23 protein-coding genes and 2 pseudogenes are annotated in these 19932 nt (G+C 34.6%); 8 read left to right on the plus strand and 17 right to left on the minus strand.

Annotation, left to right across the window (positions count from 1 at the left end; translation table 11 throughout):
- Positions 1 to 393: 393 nt before the first annotated feature.
- Positions 394 to 942, minus strand: coding sequence for a GNAT family N-acetyltransferase (locus ACX5JI_RS20735; RefSeq protein ID WP_459502919.1), 549 nt, complete (start codon positions 940 to 942; stop codon positions 394 to 396).
- Between the two features lie 37 nt (positions 943 to 979).
- A complete protein-coding gene (locus ACX5JI_RS20740) occupies positions 980 to 1798 on the minus strand; it encodes an alpha/beta fold hydrolase (RefSeq protein WP_459502920.1) in 819 nt (272 codons plus the stop codon).
- Positions 1799 to 2057: 259 nt separating this feature from the next.
- Here ACX5JI_RS20740 and ACX5JI_RS20745 point away from each other — a divergent pair, with 259 nt between their 5' ends.
- Positions 2058 to 2972, plus strand: coding sequence for a class I SAM-dependent methyltransferase (locus ACX5JI_RS20745; RefSeq protein ID WP_459502921.1), 915 nt, complete (start codon positions 2058 to 2060; stop codon positions 2970 to 2972).
- A gap of 117 nt (positions 2973 to 3089) precedes the next feature.
- Here ACX5JI_RS20745 and ACX5JI_RS20750 read toward each other — a convergent pair whose 3' ends face one another.
- Complete coding sequence (locus ACX5JI_RS20750) at positions 3090 to 3971, minus strand: aminoglycoside 6-adenylyltransferase (RefSeq protein ID WP_459502922.1); 882 nt, start codon at positions 3969 to 3971, stop codon at positions 3090 to 3092.
- 320 nt (positions 3972 to 4291) lie between these two features.
- Between ACX5JI_RS20750 and ACX5JI_RS20755 the strand changes: the two genes are divergently transcribed.
- Positions 4292 to 5131, plus strand: coding sequence for an oxidoreductase (locus ACX5JI_RS20755; protein ID WP_459502923.1), 840 nt, complete (start codon positions 4292 to 4294; stop codon positions 5129 to 5131).
- A 16-nt stretch (positions 5132 to 5147) separates the two neighbouring features.
- Positions 5148 to 5642 (plus strand): annotated as a pseudogene (locus tag ACX5JI_RS20760) (collagen-like protein); the annotation flags it as partial.
- Positions 5643 to 5741: 99 nt separating this feature from the next.
- Here the strand turns inward: ACX5JI_RS20760 and ACX5JI_RS20765 are convergent.
- From ACX5JI_RS20765 to ACX5JI_RS20780, 4 genes and pseudogenes are all read right to left on the minus strand, one after another.
- Complete coding sequence (locus tag ACX5JI_RS20765) at positions 5742 to 6224, minus strand: NUDIX domain-containing protein (protein WP_459502924.1); 483 nt, start codon at positions 6222 to 6224, stop codon at positions 5742 to 5744.
- Positions 6225 to 6236: 12 nt separating this feature from the next.
- Positions 6237 to 7086 (minus strand): annotated as a pseudogene (locus tag ACX5JI_RS20770) (PP2C family serine/threonine-protein phosphatase).
- Positions 7064 to 7552, minus strand: coding sequence for an HIT family protein (locus tag ACX5JI_RS20775; protein WP_459503007.1), 489 nt, complete (start codon positions 7550 to 7552; stop codon positions 7064 to 7066). The pseudogene ACX5JI_RS20770 and the gene ACX5JI_RS20775 overlap by 23 nt, the downstream one beginning before the upstream one ends.
- 233 nt (positions 7553 to 7785) lie before the next feature.
- On the minus strand, positions 7786 to 8229 hold the full coding sequence (locus tag ACX5JI_RS20780; RefSeq protein WP_459502925.1) for a VOC family protein: 444 nt from the start codon (positions 8227 to 8229) through the stop codon (positions 7786 to 7788).
- Between the two features lie 127 nt (positions 8230 to 8356).
- On the opposite strand from ACX5JI_RS20780, the gene ACX5JI_RS20785 reads away from it, so the two are divergent.
- Positions 8357 to 8797 carry an Lrp/AsnC family transcriptional regulator gene (locus tag ACX5JI_RS20785; protein ID WP_459502926.1) on the plus strand — a complete coding sequence of 147 codons (441 nt, stop codon included), beginning with the start codon at positions 8357 to 8359 and terminating at the stop codon, positions 8795 to 8797.
- A 334-nt stretch (positions 8798 to 9131) separates the two neighbouring features.
- Here ACX5JI_RS20785 and ACX5JI_RS20790 read toward each other — a convergent pair whose 3' ends face one another.
- Both ACX5JI_RS20790 and ACX5JI_RS20795 read right to left on the minus strand, forming a co-directional pair.
- Positions 9132 to 9971, minus strand: a complete 840-nt coding sequence (locus tag ACX5JI_RS20790; protein ID WP_459502927.1) for an ABC transporter permease — start codon at positions 9969 to 9971, stop codon at positions 9132 to 9134.
- Positions 9964 to 11169, minus strand: a complete 1206-nt coding sequence (locus ACX5JI_RS20795; protein WP_459502928.1) for a quaternary amine ABC transporter ATP-binding protein — start codon at positions 11167 to 11169, stop codon at positions 9964 to 9966. The genes ACX5JI_RS20790 and ACX5JI_RS20795 overlap by 8 nt, the downstream gene beginning before the upstream one ends.
- 221 nt (positions 11170 to 11390) lie before the next feature.
- Between ACX5JI_RS20795 and ACX5JI_RS20800 the strand changes: the two genes are divergently transcribed.
- A complete protein-coding gene (locus ACX5JI_RS20800; protein WP_459502929.1) occupies positions 11391 to 12248 on the plus strand; it encodes a glycine betaine ABC transporter substrate-binding protein in 858 nt (285 codons plus the stop codon).
- A 52-nt stretch (positions 12249 to 12300) separates the two neighbouring features.
- Here the strand turns inward: ACX5JI_RS20800 and clpP are convergent, their stop codons facing one another.
- Positions 12301 to 12882, minus strand: a complete 582-nt coding sequence (clpP, locus tag ACX5JI_RS20805; RefSeq protein ID WP_459502930.1) for an ATP-dependent Clp endopeptidase proteolytic subunit ClpP — start codon at positions 12880 to 12882, stop codon at positions 12301 to 12303.
- Between the two features lie 21 nt (positions 12883 to 12903).
- Positions 12904 to 13590: an RNA polymerase subunit sigma-70 gene (locus ACX5JI_RS20810; RefSeq protein ID WP_459502931.1), complete on the minus strand. Its 687-nt coding sequence runs from the start codon at positions 13588 to 13590 to the stop codon at positions 12904 to 12906.
- Positions 13591 to 13735: 145 nt separating this feature from the next.
- On the opposite strand from ACX5JI_RS20810, the gene ACX5JI_RS20815 reads away from it, so the two are divergent.
- Both ACX5JI_RS20815 and ACX5JI_RS20820 read left to right on the plus strand, forming a co-directional pair.
- The gene (locus tag ACX5JI_RS20815) at positions 13736 to 14056 is read left to right on the plus strand and encodes a 2Fe-2S iron-sulfur cluster-binding protein (RefSeq protein ID WP_459502932.1); all 321 of its coding nucleotides are present in this window, start codon (positions 13736 to 13738) and stop codon (positions 14054 to 14056) included.
- A gap of 190 nt (positions 14057 to 14246) precedes the next feature.
- A complete protein-coding gene (locus ACX5JI_RS20820) occupies positions 14247 to 14696 on the plus strand; it encodes a GNAT family N-acetyltransferase (RefSeq protein WP_459502933.1) in 450 nt (149 codons plus the stop codon).
- Between the two features lie 49 nt (positions 14697 to 14745).
- Here ACX5JI_RS20820 and ACX5JI_RS20825 read toward each other — a convergent pair whose 3' ends face one another.
- On the minus strand, positions 14746 to 15132 hold the full coding sequence (locus ACX5JI_RS20825) for a ribosomal maturation YjgA family protein (RefSeq protein ID WP_459502934.1): 387 nt from the start codon (positions 15130 to 15132) through the stop codon (positions 14746 to 14748).
- Positions 15133 to 15494: 362 nt separating this feature from the next.
- Here ACX5JI_RS20825 and ACX5JI_RS20830 point away from each other — a divergent pair, with 362 nt between their 5' ends.
- Complete coding sequence (locus tag ACX5JI_RS20830) at positions 15495 to 16763, plus strand: MDR family MFS transporter (RefSeq protein WP_459502935.1); 1269 nt, start codon at positions 15495 to 15497, stop codon at positions 16761 to 16763.
- Positions 16764 to 17065: 302 nt separating this feature from the next.
- Here the strand turns inward: ACX5JI_RS20830 and ACX5JI_RS20835 are convergent, their stop codons facing one another.
- From ACX5JI_RS20835 to ACX5JI_RS20855, 5 genes are all read right to left on the minus strand, one after another.
- Complete coding sequence (locus tag ACX5JI_RS20835) at positions 17066 to 17677, minus strand: DUF4241 domain-containing protein (RefSeq protein ID WP_459502936.1); 612 nt, start codon at positions 17675 to 17677, stop codon at positions 17066 to 17068.
- A gap of 97 nt (positions 17678 to 17774) precedes the next feature.
- A complete protein-coding gene (locus tag ACX5JI_RS20840; RefSeq protein ID WP_459502937.1) occupies positions 17775 to 18128 on the minus strand; it encodes an MmcQ/YjbR family DNA-binding protein in 354 nt (117 codons plus the stop codon).
- 108 nt (positions 18129 to 18236) lie between these two features.
- Entirely contained in the window at positions 18237 to 18629 is a 393-nt protein-coding gene (locus ACX5JI_RS20845) for a GNAT family N-acetyltransferase (RefSeq protein WP_459503008.1), read from the minus strand.
- Between the two features lie 45 nt (positions 18630 to 18674).
- Positions 18675 to 19439 (minus strand): serine hydrolase, encoded by a 765-nt coding sequence (locus ACX5JI_RS20850; RefSeq protein ID WP_459502938.1) that lies wholly within the window; start codon positions 19437 to 19439, stop codon positions 18675 to 18677.
- Between the two features lie 92 nt (positions 19440 to 19531).
- Positions 19532 to 19870, minus strand: a complete 339-nt coding sequence (locus ACX5JI_RS20855; RefSeq protein ID WP_459502939.1) for a DUF952 domain-containing protein — start codon at positions 19868 to 19870, stop codon at positions 19532 to 19534.
- Positions 19871 to 19932 lie beyond the last annotated feature (62 nt).

Here is a 19932-nt window from a genome sequence, read left to right on the forward strand (position 1 = left end):
CCAGTAGATTAACATTATATATATCATTATTTTAAATACGTTTTACTTATTTTAATAAAATCGAACATACCTTTCATAACGAAAACTTCCCATATATGTAAGTGACACAGTGAATTCATTAGAGGGAATGCAAGCACGTTAACAATTCGGATCTTTTAATGAACCCCCTTGTTTTTTCTAATTAGTACTACATTTTGTACAATAGAACCTATTGTAATGAAAACCCATAACCATTTCATCGAATGATTCGTTAGAAAAAATATTGTGCTTGCAATAATGAAGAAAACAGTGGACATGATACTAATATATAATTTTGTGCGTAGTTGCAAGATATTCACTCCTCTTACCCTACACTCTGGATTTTGTTCTTGTAGAAATATATAATTCCATCAGTTATTGTTCCTTGAATCTTCCCATCATGACAGTATGATAATACTTCCCATCAGCAAGCTTTTTATCATTTTTTAATATCCCTTCCACTTCAAAACCGAGTTTTGTATAAAGTGCAATCGCTTTCTCATTTGTTTCTAGTACATGCAAGGCGATTTTTTTAATCCCATTCGCATCGGCCCAATGTATCGATTCTTTTAAAAGATTTTTACCAATCCCATATCCCCAAAACTCTTTTAATACACAGACTCCAAATTCTATTTTGTGAGAAAATCTTTTTACATACACACCCTCACATCTTGAAAATCCGACTATCTGCTCATCCACTACAGCAACTAAAAATAAATTTCTTGCACTTTCAGTATCCGTTTTAATCATCTCTTCAAATCCTGAGACATCTATAAATGCCTCCCCCGGTTCTCTATCCATATTTTCTGTTTCCCCATCAATCTGGACCCTTAATTTAGACAACGCTTTCGCATCTTGATGAAGTGCAGATCGAATCGTATACTCCATGCCATTTATATAAAATTGTTTTTGATTTATTATCATGGGATCCCTCTTGTCTATTTAGTTTAACGAATTTTTGTTAATTTCCCTGCAAATGTATCTCTGTTCGTTCCATCCATTCTCCAACTAAACTATTAAACAACTCAGGTTGTTCAATTTGCAAGTTATGACCAGCCATATCTAAAATAGCAATCGTTCCTCGCGGATACGCTTCAATCGTCTCCAATAAATCTTGATATCCAACAACTATATCTTGTCTCCCAGCTAGCAAAAGAACTGGTTTATCGTATGTTTCATTTGTATGAAATGATAACGTGTAATTTCTTTGCAGCATTTCCACAAATTCTTCGTTAGCCGCCATAAGCCCTGATTTGATTTCTTCCTTATAACGATTGTATGTATACTCATTTGCTACAACCGCTAATTCACAAAATTCATTTCTTTCATCCGCTGAAAGTGTATTTAAAAATTCATCATCACTTATAATCTTGTTATAGTTTGGAACCGTTCTTTCTTTATGCTCTGCAATAACAACTGGGCATATAAGCAATAAGCCATCAATTCGATGAGACATTTTTGAAAGTATCGCTCTAGATAAATATCCGCCATACGATTCTCCCACAAGTAGAAAATTTTCATTAGGAACAATCTTTTCTATAAATAAAGTTAAGATTTCTAACAACCTTTCAGAATGGTTTTCCCAATTAGGCACAGATGATTTTCCCATCCCCGGTAAATCAATATAAATACGCTTATAATTTGTATGTTTCTGAAATATTGGTTCCATACATCCCGTCATCAGCTTATGATCTACAGAACACCCATGCAAAAGAATGACTGGTTTCCCCTCACCAATGATTTCATAATATATTTGTACATCTTTAATTTGGCATATCATAAAACATCCCCCTTATTTCAAACAGAAATTTTTTCCAAACTACCCGTTCTTAGTATATAGCACCTCGTTAATGACTGACAACTTAGGTTTTTCAAATTATTATTCTATCATTTACATTTCATCTCTCCTCCAATCATTAAATTTGACAAAAAAAGTTATTTATGCTATAATTTACATTTATCAATATAGTATGTATAATAGGATTCTCCTGGCCAGGGGAATCCTATTTTTTTGCTCTAAAATGAAGGAGGATGTTTATATGAAACAAAGTGAGTCTAGTTTAACTTCATTAATATCAGCTTTTGGTAGAGCGTATCATAGTCAGTTTGATACACCTAAAATCTTTAATGACTATATAGCGAAAGATTTAATCTCACAAAAAGAATTTCATGACATTAAAGAGAATATGGTTCAAGGCATATCGTTCTTCAACAAAGATATCGCGCAAAAATTTGAAGGAAATAAAGGAGAAATATTAAAATGGATTACACAAGTTCAACTTTCTCCCATCTCCTTGGCACGTGCTGCTTATTGTGAAAAAGTATTACAAAATGAAATGATGTTAGGGTTAAAACAATATGTCATACTTGGTGCTGGATTAGATACGTTTTGTTTCCGGCACCCAGAATTAAAAAACTCCTTAGAAATATTTGAAGTTGATCACCCTGCTACGCAGGAATTTAAAAAGAAACGATTAGAGGAAGCTGATTTTAACATTCCGAGTAATCTCCATTTTGTGTCCATGGACTTTACGAAACAGTTTTCCTATCAACCTCTACTAGATGAAGGGTTCCATAATAAAAAAACTTTCTTTAGTTTGTTAGGCGTTTCTTATTATTTAACGAAAGAAGAAATTACAAATTTGATAGATTATTTATTTGCCAACGTCCCATCAGGAAGCTCTATCGTGTTTGATTACGGGGACGAAAAACTGTTTGAAGAAAAAGGAATTTCGAACAGAGTTGAAAACATGGTAAAAATGGCGGCAGTAGGCGGAGAACCAATGAAATCATGTTTTTCTTATGATGAAATGGAAAGAATGCTAGAAAACTCTGGTTTACTCATTTATGAACATTTATCACCAGCTAACATGCAGGAACTTTATTTTCATAATCGAACAGATTACCTATCAGCTTTTGAAACCATTCATTATATTCACACAGTAAAAAAATAAAACGTATCAAAAATATGATGATGTAAATTTGAAAATGACCGAACAATCTCTTACTAGAGTTTGATCGGTCATTTTTTCATATAGTGTTTTCGGAAATTCACCTCACTTATGATTGATTCAAAATATTTCTTTTGCATCAGAAGGTAAACTTCTTACATGTTTCAGGTATTTCGTCATGTTTGTCTCATCGTCAATTGGATATGTAAACAATAAGTGATTTGCGACATCTTCAGCTAAAGTTCTAAACAATTTACAGGTTATAGATATAGAATCCCAAACATTCTCGTAGTCATGATCAGAATAAGTTTTTTCATACATTTCCCAATATGATTCAGGAAGATAATGTTTGAAATACTTTCCCATTTTCCCAGTTGAAACTTGAAAGTTATGTTTTATACCGATCCACCAAGAAATTATCTCATCTAACCTATCTCTTATTACATATTCAAACATTTGCTTCGCATATGGCAATTCATCACGCCAAATTCCTTTCGCAACGTTTTGTAGACACCACCAAAAGTCATTACAGCAGCTCATAAACATAGATTCTGTTGGCTTATTCACATGGTAATCAATATCTGTGGCGGGCGGAATCACTGGTAAAATATTATCTTTATCCAGCAATGGGACTGTAAGTTTATCATTTCCATATCCCTCACGCATTGTATCTTTCGTTTCGATATGCAGATCTATCCGGTTTCCATCAGTAAAGAGCATCAAATACCCATAAGACTTATCAAAATTCATTTCCCTACCAACTGATTCATCATTTTGATCAGGTTCTTGTATCATAAGTAAATCTCCAAAAGTATGAATCCACGTCTTATCTTTTATAAACGACGCTGTTTCTTTTACTACATACACAATATCGTAATCCTGAAAAATATCCTTTGGAACAGTAGGATTTGTTCTTGAGCCGTTCAGATAAACTGCTCGAATACGTTCATCTTTCTTAGCTATACCTACTATTAAATCAAACATCTCTTCTTCACTTCTCATCGCTATTCACCTCAGATCCCCTTTTATTCATTTTTAAATTTTTCTATACAGACTATTGAATGAATCCATTCGACATGAATCATAAAATTCCTTTACAACAGGCCTATTCATTATTTTATATTTCATTTACAATGCTATCTTTCTAAAGAGATATAGTTTTCTCACACCGACAAGAAATATATGACTAACAAATCCAAAAAACTCAAACGCAACAAATGTATGTAAAGAAACAAAAAGGATACTGACCACCAATTAACAAGAACGATAGATTTCCGCTCAATAACTCGTTATGATATAAGAAAAAAGAAAGTGAGTACACAATGAGCAGAATCGCAATTATTACAGGTGCATCGAGTGGATTTGGACTTTTAACTACCATCGAACTTGCAAAAAAGGACTATTTCGTCATCGCTACAATGCGTAATCTTACTAAACAAACGGAATTATTATCGCAAGCTACTGCACTACAATTACAGAAAAATATTCAAATCCATCAACTAGATGTTACAGATCCAAAATCCATACATACATTTCAACGGTTTTTACAACAATTCAAACAAGTGGATATTCTTATTAATAATGCGGGATATGCAAGTGGTGGATTTGTAGAAGAAGTTCCAGTAGAAGAATACCGGAGACAATTTGAAACAAATGTATTCGGAGCTATATCCATTACTCAACTTGTATTACCTTATATGCGAAAACAAAAAAGCGGAAAAATTATTAATGTAAGTAGTATTAGTGGGCAAGTTGGATTTCCTGGTTTATCCCCTTACGTTTCCTCCAAATATGCATTAGAAGGTTGGAGTGAATCTCTTCGTCTAGAAGTAAAACCATTTGGAATAGACGTTTCATTAATTGAACCTGGTTCTTATAACACAAACATATGGGAAGTCGGAAAAGAAATCGCAGAAAATTATGTAGAAGCAACCTCTCCCTATAAAGAATATATGGATAAAATACAAAATCATATTAATAATAGTGATACATTTGGTAATCCCATGGATGTTGCTCAAAAGATTGTAGCAATTGCTGAAGCGAAACAGACAACACTTCGCTATCCAATTGGAAAAGGTGTAAAATTGATGATAATCGCGAAAAAAATGCTTCCGTGGAAGTTGTGGGAATTTCTTGTTCTTAGAAGCTTTAAAAAGATGTAATGCACAATCAATAAAAGTAGTGATGTTATCTGATGGTTATACTCAAAATGGAATTAACATGGTAATGTTTGCTTCATTCGTCTCAAGTGGCAATATTACTATTAATTCACAAGCAACCACAGATGCTCAAGTTAATTTAGTGGGCGGAGGAATAAATGGCAATGTCATCATTAATGTACAATCTGGTCATATTCCAATCGATCCTTTAAATTTAACCAGTTTTGCAATTACAGAAAACATCTTCAATCCCAGTCCTAATTCAGGAAACTTAATTGTCAATGGTGTTAACAACGTTATCACCAGAGTAAGAGCAACAGTCGATTCAATCCCTATTCGTTCACGAGTAGTTCTTACAGGAACGAATACATCTTTAATTAGAGTGGATGACGCTTTTGGATTGGCATACACACCTGTTAATCCAGGTAATTGGGCACCTCCTCCTCCAACTACAGTACAAGAAGCTTTAGATAGAATAGCTGCTTTATTGGCTATAACGATTGGTACTCCTTAACTACCTGAAAGATTCTTTTTAAAAGAAACCCAAGTTTATACGTGTGAATGAATAGTCTCTTCAATTTTGAAGGGACTTTTTAATACACAAAAACTGAAGTTAGATCATAAACCATCTATTCTCTCTTTCCTTTTTATAAGAAATATGCCCTTTTCGTAAGTAAATACATCCCCCCCTATTCTTTTGTTCTATGAAAGAAACAATCCCCTCAGGATAAGTCTGTTTATCTTTTAGCTCCTGGATATTTTTCCACGTAAGAATAATATTTTCATGCTCTTTATGATGTAACACTTCATTCATAGAGGCTGCAAGTTTACACCAATGAAACAATGTACATTGATGATGCAATTTTCCCTCAATCTCAAATAGGTGCTCATTTACGATTGCTAATTCTCCAATCTTAACTTCTAAATCATATTCCTCAAGTAACTCTCGAATAATTGCTTCACACGCTGTTTCACCAAATTCAATGGATCCACCTAGAAAACGATAGAACGTTTCTTGATTATCACACTGCACAAGAACTTTAGAATGATCTTCACTTAGGATAATGGCTTCCGCACGCAGTAAAGGTCTTTTCATTTCCTGTCCCCTTTACGACTTATTTGAAAATTGTATTTTCTCTGGTTGATTACTCGGATACGTACAATACGCATGATTTTCATAATCCCAACTCATCATTGTCGCACTATCTCGTCCTAGCTGATCATGAACATGCTCTAACACATTTTGAACACATGTTGTTAATTCTGCCTTATTTTCATACATATCTTGATATAAATGAAACGGGTTTTCATAACGGCGCTCTCCGCATTCTAGTACCCCATCTGTTACCATTACGATTCTGTTGTTCCCTGTACGTAGTTCCCGAATACCAGATGAATAACAAGGAACTGATAAAGAAAATGTATTAACGTGTCCAATCCATTCATAAAAAATGACGTTGATTCAATGTATATTGCCCTAGTTTATGGAACTCTTCATGAAATACGTAAACGAGGCAATCCCCGATAGAAAACCACCAAATATAATTTTCTTTTCTTACACAAATTAGGCAAGCTGTTTCACCTTTTACTTGCTGACAAGCCTGTTTAAATGAATTGGACTGAAAAATGGAAAGTAAGTGCTGTTCAACAGATTGAAATACCGTTTCAACAGGTCCTTCTAGTATACGCTTCATATTTTCATATTCATTTTGAATTGTATATACGACTAAAGTGACACTTTCTGCACTGTTGTGTCCATCTAATATCATCGTAAACTCCCAATCCCCATTTGACCAAATAAGGGCACCATCTTCATTCTTCTTTGCACCCGCACTTGTATTTCCACCATACCTACCAAGGACTACATTACCATGTTTCTTAACCGAAATTTCCCCTAAACACATTTCGTTACTACCAACCCATGAATATCGTTTTTTATTTGTTGTATGCATACTCATTCCCCATATACATTTGTATTCTTTCACATACTGTTCGTATTTGTTCTGCCTTTCCATGAGGTGCCCCTTCCCAGTTTGCAATTTTAGTTGGTGACCAAAATTCCTCCGGTGTATTTGAATAGCGCGGAATGATATGCATGTGCATATGCGGTGCTCCATTCCCTGAAACGAAAGCATAAATATGTTCAGCACCTTCGCATTCTTTTAATGCTCTGCTTACTCTACTTGCCATTAACCCAAAAGTTTTCGCCTCTTCCTCTGTTAATTCCGCTAACCCAGGCGTATGTCTTTTTATATCAATCATTACATATCCAAGATACGTATTTTCCTCTTCTCCCCAATGAACATGCCCGATATATACAAGGTCATCTTCATAAATCGCACCGCCCGGAACTGTGATGTTTCCTTTATGTTTTTGACATATAAAGCAGCTTTCTTCAGATTGTTTATTTGTAGTCATACGTATCCCCCTCATCCCTTAAATTTACAATTTATCATACCATAAAAACGAATGTTTATTGTGATTTTTCTGAACATTGTATCTTAGGATAGAAATTACTCCATAATAAAAAGACAGGGTATGTTTTAAAAAACTTCATCAAAACATACCCTGTCTTTTTATTCATGTATCGAAGCTATTCGCTCCCTGTAAAAGTGATATTGAAACATCTATTAGATGATGGTTCCATATCACTTACATTACTGGAAATCCACCCTTTCAATAAACTCAATGACTTCCCCATTCGGGCTATATACAAGTGCGTTATTTACTTTAATAGCTGGTGATCCCAATTCCATAGTAGCCGGTGGAATACATTTTTTCGCCCCAAAATAAATTGCAGTTTGATAAGCTTCACTTGCATTTTCTACTGTTAAGGCAAAATGTAATAACGCACCATGTGTTATTTCTTCATGCTCCAAAGCCTTTCTTCCTTGTGCAGCTATTTGAGCTTCATAATCAAAGACTTCTATATACGTAGTACCATCAGATGAAACGAGCATAGCGGCTTTCTCCAAATTAAACGCAGGTAGTGCCCAAGTATGTGCAATTTTAAAATGCAATGCATTCGTGTAAAAACGAATGACTTCATCGAAATCTTTTGCCTGTATTGCGATATGTGCAATTCCTTTAACATTAGACATCTTAACTCCTCCTTTCCATAAGTATAATTTGTTGAAAAGGATGAATACATATGATTAATAAGTTAAATCTGCTAGTATAACTTATAAATAATGGCATTTCGAAATAAATACCTTAGGAGTTGTAAGTATGCAAAATTATAGTGATTTAGATGAAATTGATTATAAAATAATGAAGATTTTACAAAAAAATGCCCGTATTCCCATTTCAAAAATTAGTCAAAAGATTTCTATGTCTCAGCCTTCCGTAAAAGAACGTATTTCTAAATTAGAAGAACGAAAGATCATTTTAAGTTACAATACAGTATATAATCCGGATAAATTAGATAAAGGTGTAACGACGTTTATTTTATTCAAAACTGAAAAATGTCAATCTTTCATTGCATTTTGCGAAGGGTCTAAAGAAGTTTCCGAATTACACAGAATTAGTGGCGACTTCAATTATTTAATGAAAATCCAGACTACCTCTATTGAAGCTTTAGCAGATTTTCAAGATTCCCTTACCAAATATGGGAATTCTAAATCTCTTATTAGCATGAAAAATCATATTGAGAGCAGATTATTATTTTAAAATACTCTAATTCATTCGGAGACAACAAAATCAAGTTTGTGTACCTGTCATTGTTCGTATGTAATACATGTATCTTTTTAAACTTCATCAAAACAAAAAACACGCCTCGTAACCAATATATATATCCATTTTGATTTTCCGACACATACCCCGCTGCTAGGAAGAACAAAAAGTGAACTACATTCATTTTCTCTCTTTGTTTTCACTTGGCATGGGGCAGGAAGAGGGGCTGACCGCTTCTATGCGTGGCCGGATCCTCTCTCCCACCTAAAATGGTTTTATGTCATTCTTTCAATTTGGATTTATACACTCACATACGAAGCGTGTTTTCTATTCATCCTCTTCTTTTCCGGTGAAATCCTTGCGTAATCCGGTCTAATACAATCGCAATAACTACGATAGCTAGTCCAGCTTCAAATCCCATTCCAATGTTCACTTGTGTTACGGAGCGATATACATCTACCCCAAGTCCTGGTGCACCTACGAGTGAAGCTGTAACAACCATTGATAAGGATAGCATAATACTTTGGTTTACGCCGGCCATAATTGTTCCTGTTGCAAGGGGCAATTGTACTTTAAATAACTTCTGAGATGTAGTAGATCCGAATGCATTCGCAGCCTCGATTAAGTCTTCAGGTACTTGTCTGATCCCTAAATCAGTAAAACGGATCGTTGGTGGCATCGCGAAAATAACAGATGCGATAATACCTGGGACAACACCTACTCCAAAGAATGTAATCGCTGGAATAAGATAAACAAAGGCAGGCATTGTTTGCATAAAGTCTAATGTTGGTTTTAAAATTTTTGAAAACCTTTCATTTTGAGATGCTAAAATGCCCATTGGAATCCCTACAATAATAGAAATAATGACTGATGTGAGAACAAGTGCTAATGTTTGCATCGTTTGTCCCCAATAGTTAATGTTTAAAATAAATAATAAGCCGATTAACGAAAAAATAACGAGAGATACTTTCCGCGTTGTGTACCAAACGAGAAAACATATGATTATAATCATTAAAAATGCTGGAATCACTGTTAAAAAGTTGGTAAGTAACTCAACGAAACCACCTATCACATATGAAAACCCTCTAAATAGTCCTTCAAAATGTGCATATAAACTAGCAACAAATGCATCAACCCATTCACCTAAAGGAATGCGCGGAATACTATTCATCGTCATCCACCTCTTCCTCGATATTTCCTGCAAGGGCTTGAATGACGCTTTCTCGTTTTATTATGCCTCTTAGTCTTTTCTTTTCATCAATTACTGGTAATGGTAGCTTCATCTCCGCCATTTTCGCATACGTTTCTTCTAGTAATGTATCTACATACACATGCGGAATATCTTTCAGTAACAAATCGGCAATCGGCCATTGCTTTTGAACTGCTTTACTTGCATCATCAGCCGTTAAAATTCCTAAAAACTCATGCTTTTTATTTACAACATATACGCTAGAAACACCCGCATTTCTCATAATTTGTAATGCTACACGTGGGCCTCGATCAATTAATAACGTTTCTGGTCTTTTTAAAATGGACTCGGCAGTAATTACTTTTCCTAAGTTCACATCTGCCACAAACTTCTCTACAAACTCATTCGCAGGACTCATCATAATTTCTTCTGGGGTCCCAATTTGCACAATTTCTCCATCTTTCATTAACGCAATACGATCCCCAATTCTAAGCGCCTCATCTAAATCATGTGTAATAAAAATAATTGTTTTTTCCATTTTATCTTGTAGTTCTAATAACTCATCCTGCATCTCTTTTCTAATAAGTGGATCCAATGCGCTAAAAGACTCGTCCATCAGAAGGACGTCTGGATTATTTGTAAGAGCCCTGGCGATTCCAACGCGCTGCTGCATCCCGCCACTTAATTGTCCTGGATAACTATCTTTATGATGATCTAATCCTACTAATTGAAGCGACTCCAAAGCTTTCACTTCCCTTTCTTCTACCGACACACCTTGTATTTCTAAACCGTAGGCTACATTCTGCAAGACTGTACGATGCGGGAATAGCGCAAATTTCTGAAAAACCATACTCATTTTCGTTCTTCTTACTTTCCGTAAAGCTTCTTTCCCCATCGTTGCGATGTCTTCCCCATCTATGTATATGTGACCTGTTGTTGGCTTAATTAATTGGTTCAACATCCGCACTAAAGTTGATTTTCCACTTCCGGACAACCCCATAATTACAAAAATTTCTCCGGTATATACCTCAAACGTTGCCTTTTTCACCCCAACGTTCATTCCTGTTTCTTTTAATATTTCTGATTTACTTTTTCCTTCTTTTAATAATGCAACTGCTCGTTGCGGATTTTTCCCAAATACTTTTGTTACGTTTTCAACACGTAATTTTGTATTGTCCATGCAACTACTCCTTTTCTGCCCATCTATTCACATAGTGTAACGATTTTAAACAGAAATATTACATAACGAGGCTTTTTTTAAAATTCTTATTTTCGTTCATAATAAGAAGGTTCACTTATAGAGTGATTTATTTCACTATCAATGGTGAATGAAAAATTGCTACTGATGGAAATTTCACTTTATAACATCTATGTTAAATCACACAAAGGATGAGAATCTCAATGAAACGAAACATATGGCTTATCAGCATTTTGTTATTTATCTCTATGATTGTCACCTCTTGTAATGCAACAAATGCGAATACAAAAGGAAAAATTAAACTTGGTGTAACAAGTTGGAAAGAAAACATTGCGACCGCAAATATGTGGAAAGTCTTATTAGAACAAAAAGGCTATCAAGTTGAACTCATGTATTTAGAAAAAGCAGCCGTTTGGACCGGTGTTGCGCGCGGTGATGTTGATGCAAACTTAGAAGTGTGGCTTCCTGTAACCGATAAGCCATTAAATGATCGGTATAAAAATGATCTTGTCTTGAAATCAAAATGGTATGAAGGAACTGGACTTGGTTTAGTCGTTCCTTTGTATATGAAGGATATAAACAGCATCGAAGATTTAAATACTCATAAGGATGAGTTAAACAATAAGATTATCGGGATTGAACCTGGCAGTAGCCTGATGAATTTAACAGATAAAGCCATGAAAGAATATGCTATACAGCTGAAACTTGTCCAATCTTCAGAAGCTGCGATGATGAGTGAATTAAAAAAGGCCTATACACAAAAAAAGCCAATCGCTGTAACACTTTGGAATCCACACTGGGGCTTTTCAGAATTTGATTTAAAATATTTAAAAGACCCTAAGAAAGTATATGGTGAAAAAGACGACATTTATTACTCTATAAGAAAAGGTTTTGAAAAAGATTATCCGGAAATTGTGAAATATTTCGATCGATGGAAAATGAATGATGAACAGCTCGGTACATTAATGGTTATGTTAAACAAAACAAAGGATCCTGAAGAAGCTGCTAGAAAATGGATCAAAAAAAATCAAGAATTAGTAAATGAGTGGATACAAGATTAATGTATTACGCAAAAACAGGCCAGGGAACCCAATGTTCACTGGCCTGTTTTTATTATTTCTTTTCAATAACCGCATCAACAATGCCATATGCTCTTGCTTCTTCCGCCGTCATAAAATAATCTCTTTCTGTATCCTGTGCGACTTTTTCAATTGGTTGACCCGTTCGGTCCGCTATAATTTGATTAATATCTTGTTTTAACTTCAATATTCGTTTCGCTGTTATTTCAATCTCTGTCGCTTGCCCCTTCACCCCGCCAAGCGGCTGATGAATCATAATTTCACTATTTGGGAGCGCAAATCGTTTTCCTTTTGCTCCAGCGAGTAACAATAATGCTCCAAATGACGCTGCGAATCCCATACAAAGCGTTTGCACATCTGGTTTAATGAGGTTCATTGTATCTAATATCGCAAATCCTGCTGTAGTTGAACCACCTGGGCTATTAATATAAAGGAAAATATCTTTTTCTGCATCTTCTGCCTCTAAAAATAATAACTGTGCCACTATACTACTCGCTACTTGATCATTAATTTCCGATCCAATCATAATAATACGGTCTTTTAACAACCTTGAGTATATATCATAGGAACGCTCTCCTAATTTCGTTTGTTCCACAACATATGGAATTGCATTCATCATAATCCCTCCATCTTATTATTAAGCTGCACATAACATGTAACTGTAAGAAGAAGTTTTTTGAGTACCAAATCGTAGCATCGGTTCTTTAGATGATAAATGTGTAAAATGGATGGTTGGAAGAAATTTTGTTAATAATTCTGGTTTTTGTTCGCGAATGGCTGTCACAAGTACCTCAACCTCATCTTCTTGCCCAGTTAATGTAACTTCTTCTTCGCTTACCGTTTTCAATCTATTTCTACTCCGAAATAATGAGGCCTTAACTGCTCCTTCTGATAAGGAACATATTGTTGCAATGTCAGATAAACTGTACTGAAAAACATCCTTCAATAAGAAAATAACGGATTGCTGTGCATTTAACGAAGAGAGTACTTTTTCCACTACTTCATGCAAATCAGCAATTGTTCCGTGCGGTTCTTCAGTTATAATTTGCTGCTCTAATTTCTCTTGAACTGATTTTGTCTTCAACTGATCTAACCAATGATTGCGGGCGATTTTATATAGAAGTGTAATACAAATATCCTTATCTACATATTTTTGAAGTACTTTGCAAACTGTTTCTTGCGCAAGGTCCTCCCCCTCCCATTTGTTTTTCGTTAAAAATGTACAGTACCTTTTTAACTCTGCATAATTTTCGGTTAAAAAGTTTCTATTTGAATGATTCATATCGATATGATTTTTTAACATTTGAGTTACTTTTGTGCACAAAATAACCACTCCTTTTCAGCGCTTACTTTATTAACGATTGAACAAATAAAAAAGTTACGGGATAAATAAAATTTTTTCATGTTTATGTTTATAATTGTACGGTCATAAATAGTTTATGTAGAATTTTACACGAGGAGGCTGTAATATGCCAAAATTAACCGTTGTAGGTAGCGGAACATTTGATGTAAAAGAAGGGACAAAATTAGTACTAGCACTTGAAGATAATGGTATCCAGATTCTTCATCGCTGCGGTGGGAATTCTCGCTGTACAACTTGCAGAGTTGAGATCATCTCCGGTGACTTTTGTGAGCCTACCCAGGGTGAGAAACATGCAATTACGGAAAAAGGGATTGAAGATCATTTACGATTGTCCTGTCAAATGCGCGTACATAAAGACTTAACTGTTCGCCCTATATTAACAGTCGAAAATTCAGGTTTAGATGCTGGGCCACGTCCCGCGGAATAATATTAGAAGTCATATAAATGAAAACAGCCATCTTTCATTTTGTAGAAGATGGCTATTTCACACGAATAAAACAATTTTACTAACCTTGAAAGAAGGTTACATATTATATAGCTAAAGTTTCATCTCTTTGATACTCTTATATAAATGATGTTTTTTTATATCCTCTTCATAATAGAAAGGACTGAATAAGTTGGAATCAAGACAAATCAAAGAAATAGCTGATTTAGAAGTTGCCTTTCAAATTCGAAAAGAAGTATTTGTTAAAGAACAAAATGTTCCGCTGGAAGATGAATTTGATACGTTTGATACACTAAGTGATGCATGTCATCACATTTTAGTTTATTTTCACGAAAAACCTGTAGGAACTGGACGAATAAGATTTGTAGATAACATCGGTAAGTTAGAAAGAATTTGCATCTTAAAGTCTTACCGGAAATATGGTTTAGGAAAAGTAATCATTCAAACATTAGAAAAGGTTGCTAGAGAAAAAGGTATATCCAAAGTGAAGCTGCATGGGCAAACACATGCAGAAGGTTTCTATCATAAACTCGGTTATCAAACTACTTCTGATGTATTTATAGAAGATGGTATCCCGCATATTCTTATGACGAAAGGGTTATCTGTTAACGTTATTCAATAATACATGAAAGCTCCTTTTCTGCATTGGTGAAAAGGAGCTTTCATATTTTTTATTTTTTTCGAACAACGGATTCACAAAGCGCACCCATTCCTATCCCAATCGTATAAGCCACTAAATCACTCCATAAAAAACCATACCCTAATACAAGCCCACCTACAGTCGTTGCTCGTATACGATCGATCCATTCGGCGTGATATAGTTGACTCATTTCAATTCCATAGCAAAATAGTAAACTTATGAATACAACTTTCTTTGTCCCCATTTTATTGAACAAAAATCCAAATCCAACAAAAATCATAAGAGCCCACAGTGCGTCCCCTAAGTAGGCATTTAATAGATTAGGTAAAGCGTACGCAAATTTCCTTGAAGCAAGTCCTAAAATCATTACGATTATTGTTACAACTACATACAGCAATCTATTTCGTTTATCGCTCATGATGAAGTCCTTTCTGTTTACACGAAATGTTTTATACATCCTATACTTTTTTCAATATATAGCCTTTTTATCTCTTTTATATGCACATCCTCTTTTGTGGTTGCTATATACGCTATCTTCCCGTCATATTTTCTCATATATTATATCGTATATCTTAATTACGTACCAAAAAAAATGCTGAACTTTCTAAGGATGCTTGGATGAATGGACAAGTCTCAAAAACATTTCAAAAGTGTGTATATTGTTCTTTTCATCAAACCCTTAATACGCCTATATTTATTGAGAAAGTTTCGATTTGACTGAATATTATTTAAATTAAAAGTAATAAAGAGTACAATATATGCATATAAGGAGGAATGTATATGAGTTTTTGGTCTATGCATCGAAATATAAAAATTAGAATTATCACTTCATTTTTTTCGAGAACTGTTTACACGATGATTTTCCCATTTATGGCCATCTATTTTTCGAAAAGTTTAGGAAGTGGTCTAGCAGGTACATTGCTATTTGTTAACGTATGTATCTCTATCATCGTAGGCTTATACGGTGGTTATATCGCCGACCGGTTAGGACGAAAGAAAATCATGCTTATTGGACAAGCAATGCAGTTTACTGGTGTCGTTTCTATGGGGATCTGTATCTCTCCATACGTTAATTCCCCTTGGCTAACATTTTGTTTCATGCTCATACATAGTCTTGGTACAGGTTTAATGACACCAGCAATCGAAGCAATGCTAATCGATGTTAGTACACCGGAAAACCGAAAAATGATGTACGCTATTAACTACTGGTGTATCAACTTATCTATGGCAATTGGAGCTCTTTTAGGCGGTTTATTATATGAACAATATCGTACACAATTGTTCATCTCATTAAGTATTGTTTCAGCAATTACGTTTATCCTACTTGCTGTATTTATTGAGGAAGTTTATGTTGTCAAAAAGAAAGCACCGCAAAAAAACATTATAAAAAATATTGCTGCAAGCTATAAAGTGGTAATAAAAGATCAGGCATACATTTATTTTTGTTTAGCATTTCTTTGTACACTCGGATTAGAATTTCAAGTCAATAATTATATTGGTATCCGGTTAGAACAGGAATTCCAAGCTTTTCAATTGAATCTATGGGACGGCACTGTATTCAACTTGACTGGCATTCGTATGCTGAGCTGGATTTCAGCTGAAAATACGCTGTTAATTGTCCTTTTCTCCGTCTTAGCGGTAAAACTAATGAAAGGATTTAAAGAGGAAAAAGTATTATTCACCGGTGTTTTTATATTCACGCTTGGATTTGCAATTGTCGGCTCAAGTAACAACGTATGGATTTTATTACTCGCTGTATTTCTATACACAGTAGGAGAAATGATGTATGCGCCAGTAAGACAATCTATTTTAGCAACACATGTACCAGAAGATGCTAGAAGTTCATACATGGCAATTAACGCTTTAATCTACCACGGTGCAGGAATCATGGGTGCTTTAGGTGTGTTAATTGGTTCCATTATTCCTTCCTTTGGTATGAGCGTTGTCTATTTCGTAATTGGTGTAATAGGAATGCTGTTATTTATGAAAGGTATTCAATTGTATAAAAAACAAGATGCAAATACTGAAGATCTAGTAAAAAGCGTTTAGTAGAAAAATAGCCTCCAACATAAGCATGTTTTGAAGGCTATTTTTCTTTCTCAATATGTAAAAACAAAATAACCTTGACTTTTCTATATAATTCTTAATTTTATATAAATTCAATTTGATTTTATAACAGATACATTATGGTTATGAAGAATAGACAGAGACCTTCACTCATTTTCTCCTTCTGTTTTCACATGGAATGGGGCTAAAAAAGGCACTGACCGCTTCTATGCCTGGCCGGATGCTCTTATCCATCTGAAAAGAATGATTTGGTGTTAGTTTTTTTAATTTGGATTTATATATACTCATTCTTCCTCATATAACACTTGAAAATCAGTGACTAGTGATACAACGTTTCCTTTCTCGTCAAATCCCCAATAAGAAGGATAAAAACCATCACCGTAACCTGAACGGAACATAATAATATTACTTCCTGTTTCCTCACAAACTACACAATTTCCCCACTCATCATCATGTTCTGTTAGTACATCGTCTATCAAATCATCATACAAGCTTATAAATTCGTCCCCTAGCTCTTGTTGTAATCGATCCTCTATTTCTGCTAACTTATTCATTGCTTCTATATCTGCAAAACAACCTAGCCCCGTATCAACTGGGTAGCCAAAAATATATCCTTCCTCTAATTCACTTACATTCTGTCCTGGTTTTGTTGCCATTTTCCATGCTGTCACTTTTGCTTCTGATAATTTCAATCCAGCACCAGCAATTACGTTATCGTGCCACCAAGCAACGATTGGATATGTACCTGGCTGAATCGTTTGTTCGAAGTAATTTTTATTGAAAATAAGAGGATCACAGGCAACCAGTTTTCCTGAAGTAACTTTTAACGGCTCTAACAGTTCAGACCGAAGAATTTCACTATCTGATTTTGATAATTCTTGTAATAACTTTGACATTATGCTTCTCTTCCTTTCGTTTTCTTGTTTATAGTAAGAGAGAATTCGCATTTCAATTCATCTCTCCTTATTAATGCCATAAAAACATTAATCATTCCTAGCCCAAGATTTCTTTTTGCACCTTTTTTGAAAAAGATTGCAACACTAATTCATAAGACCAATCTATCATTTTATTAATTTCTTCTTGACCTAATCCTCTATGTATATAAACCGTATTCCAATGTTTTTTATTCATATGATAGCCCGGAATAATCGAATCTGGATATTCTTCTCGAATCTGTAATGCGACATTGGGATCACATTTCAATGTAATTGCTGCTTTTTCTCCCTTTTCATAGTTTAAAATTGCAAATATTTTATTATGAACCCTCATACAAGTTGCATTCCATCCATCCGGAGAGTCTTCTGTTGCTTTTCCTTTTGAAAGACAATATGTACGCATCGATTCCATCACTTCTTACATCCTCTCATTCTCTTAACTAATTACATTTTACTGTGTATATTATAGTTATAAATTCTATTTATCGTTTTTATTTTACATAATATAATTACATCCAACTTACAATCGCTTCTCTAAAAAATGCTGACTATACCCTTTCGGATGATCTTCCACTACGCCAAATTCCCGATAGCCATGCTTCTTATAAAATCCAGGTGCTTGAAAACTAAATGAATCGAGTAATATGAGTCTACAATTTTTCTCTTTAGCAATTTCTTCGATTTTATGTAGTAGTTGACTACCGTAACCTTCTTGACGCACTGATTCATCTATCCATAAGAAATCGATGTGCAGATGATAAAAATACATCGTTCCTGTTATGCCTCCAAATATTTTTCCAGCATCGTCTTTTAATACAACACTTACATGTTCTAACGTTTGTTTTACTTCACCTGGTAGAACTGACATGTTATATTGGATTACTTTGTTTTTGATGTATTCACTATCTTTCATATTATTTTGTTGGATAATTTTCAAGTAGATTCTCCTCTCTTAACACTATATATAACCTTCTGTATGTTCTTTATATAAATATTGCAATGTTTCTTCTATTCTTATATCAACTTCTTCGTTTTCATAACGATTTGGTAAATCTGTTCCTCCAATCACGTAAAGAAACGGGGTTTCATAAAACGTTCCAAGAATACCAACATCAATAACAGCTGTAGGTAATCCACCTGTCATATGCGCCAAATGATAATGTGGTATTCCTTCATACTTTCCTTGTTGTCTTACCATTCCATTTATGAGTGGTTCCCATAGCACCGGATCTGATTCATATCCTTGGAATATACGAATCAAAAGTTTAAGAACTTGTTTTAAGTTCCCAACGTTCTTCCCATCCCTTGGGTCTTTTGTAATATACATCTTTGCAAAAGAGCATTGAATCCTTCTATTTACTTCTTCCCATCCCCCGCAAAAGTTCACCACGGATTGTGCAATACAAGTGTCATGACATGCGATCATGACTTCTACAGCATTTCTTAGTGTTAACACTGTTCTTCTTTGCAGATGTGGATATACTTCTTTACTATCTTCTTTCGGATGAAATGTGATATTTTTGATTTCATCACTCCAGCAAATCTGGTTTTCTTCAACCATGTTAGCTACAGCAAATCCAATTGCAATTTTTGCTGCGGACGCTAACGGAACCAATATATCATCATTGTATAAAGCGACAATATTTTGGCTTTTTGCTGAATACACAACTATCCCTACTTGTCCTGATTTTATCTCCTTTATTTTCTTGATTGCTTCTTCCATTTGTCCGCCTCTTCTCGCTTTCGTCTTATTCCTTTCAATACTTCGATAATACGAATTAAAAATCCTTTTATGAGGTGAACAAATGCATGCTCCTATTTTCGCTCTAATTCTACCGGTAAAACATAAACGTCATTTTCTTTTTGAAGTTCTATTACCTTCACAATCGCATTTGTATTTATAGTTCCATATATGTGTGGATAATCTTGACCGTTAGAAGCGCATTCATATTTTATCTCCGCATCAACTAATGATGGCTCAATAACAAGTAATACTAACTCCATTTCTGTACTAAAATGCTTTTCTGCAACTTTAAGCGCTTGTTCTGAAAAAGAACAATGAATAAATCCTTCTTGCAGCAGTGAAGCTTCCATGATGTTTCCTTTTATTTTCGCTATTTCCCATTCGCTTTTTTTCATTACTTTTGTAATCATATTTATTCTCCTTCTCAGCTATGAATACTCCCCCACTTAGCAAAGCTTGAAGTGGAGGTTTC

The sequence above is a fragment of the Bacillus sp. C1 genome, assembly GCF_054570475.1.

Bases quoted from the DNA above. Each gene is read 5' to 3' on its own strand.
- ACX5JI_RS20735 (WP_459502919.1), bottom strand. From the start codon at position 942: ATGATAATAAATCAAAAACAATTTTATATAAATGGCATGGAGTATACG.
- ACX5JI_RS20740 (WP_459502920.1), bottom strand. From the start codon at position 1,798: ATGATATGCCAAATTAAAGATGTACAAATATATTATGAAATCATTGGT.
- ACX5JI_RS20745 (WP_459502921.1), top strand. From the start codon at position 2,058: ATGAAACAAAGTGAGTCTAGTTTAACTTCATTAATATCAGCTTTTGGT.
- ACX5JI_RS20750 (WP_459502922.1), bottom strand. From the start codon at position 3,971: ATGAGAAGTGAAGAAGAGATGTTTGATTTAATAGTAGGTATAGCTAAG.
- ACX5JI_RS20755 (WP_459502923.1), top strand. From the start codon at position 4,292: ATGAGCAGAATCGCAATTATTACAGGTGCATCGAGTGGATTTGGACTT.
- ACX5JI_RS20765 (WP_459502924.1), bottom strand. From the start codon at position 6,224: ATGAAAAGACCTTTACTGCGTGCGGAAGCCATTATCCTAAGTGAAGAT.
- ACX5JI_RS20780 (WP_459502925.1), bottom strand. From the start codon at position 8,229: ATGTCTAATGTTAAAGGAATTGCACATATCGCAATACAGGCAAAAGAT.
- ACX5JI_RS20785 (WP_459502926.1), top strand. From the start codon at position 8,357: ATGCAAAATTATAGTGATTTAGATGAAATTGATTATAAAATAATGAAG.
- ACX5JI_RS20790 (WP_459502927.1), bottom strand. From the start codon at position 9,971: ATGAATAGTATTCCGCGCATTCCTTTAGGTGAATGGGTTGATGCATTT.
- ACX5JI_RS20795 (WP_459502928.1), bottom strand. From the start codon at position 11,169: ATGGACAATACAAAATTACGTGTTGAAAACGTAACAAAAGTATTTGGG.
- ACX5JI_RS20800 (WP_459502929.1), top strand. From the start codon at position 11,391: ATGAAACGAAACATATGGCTTATCAGCATTTTGTTATTTATCTCTATG.
- clpP (WP_459502930.1), bottom strand. From the start codon at position 12,882: ATGAATGCAATTCCATATGTTGTGGAACAAACGAAATTAGGAGAGCGT.
- ACX5JI_RS20815 (WP_459502932.1), top strand. From the start codon at position 13,736: ATGCCAAAATTAACCGTTGTAGGTAGCGGAACATTTGATGTAAAAGAA.
- ACX5JI_RS20825 (WP_459502934.1), bottom strand. From the start codon at position 15,132: ATGAGCGATAAACGAAATAGATTGCTGTATGTAGTTGTAACAATAATC.
- ACX5JI_RS20830 (WP_459502935.1), top strand. From the start codon at position 15,495: ATGAGTTTTTGGTCTATGCATCGAAATATAAAAATTAGAATTATCACT.
- ACX5JI_RS20835 (WP_459502936.1), bottom strand. From the start codon at position 17,677: ATGTCAAAGTTATTACAAGAATTATCAAAATCAGATAGTGAAATTCTT.
- ACX5JI_RS20840 (WP_459502937.1), bottom strand. From the start codon at position 18,128: ATGGAATCGATGCGTACATATTGTCTTTCAAAAGGAAAAGCAACAGAA.
- ACX5JI_RS20845 (WP_459503008.1), bottom strand. From the start codon at position 18,629: ATGAAAGATAGTGAATACATCAAAAACAAAGTAATCCAATATAACATG.
- ACX5JI_RS20850 (WP_459502938.1), bottom strand. From the start codon at position 19,439: ATGGAAGAAGCAATCAAGAAAATAAAGGAGATAAAATCAGGACAAGTA.
- ACX5JI_RS20855 (WP_459502939.1), bottom strand. From the start codon at position 19,870: ATGATTACAAAAGTAATGAAAAAAAGCGAATGGGAAATAGCGAAAATA.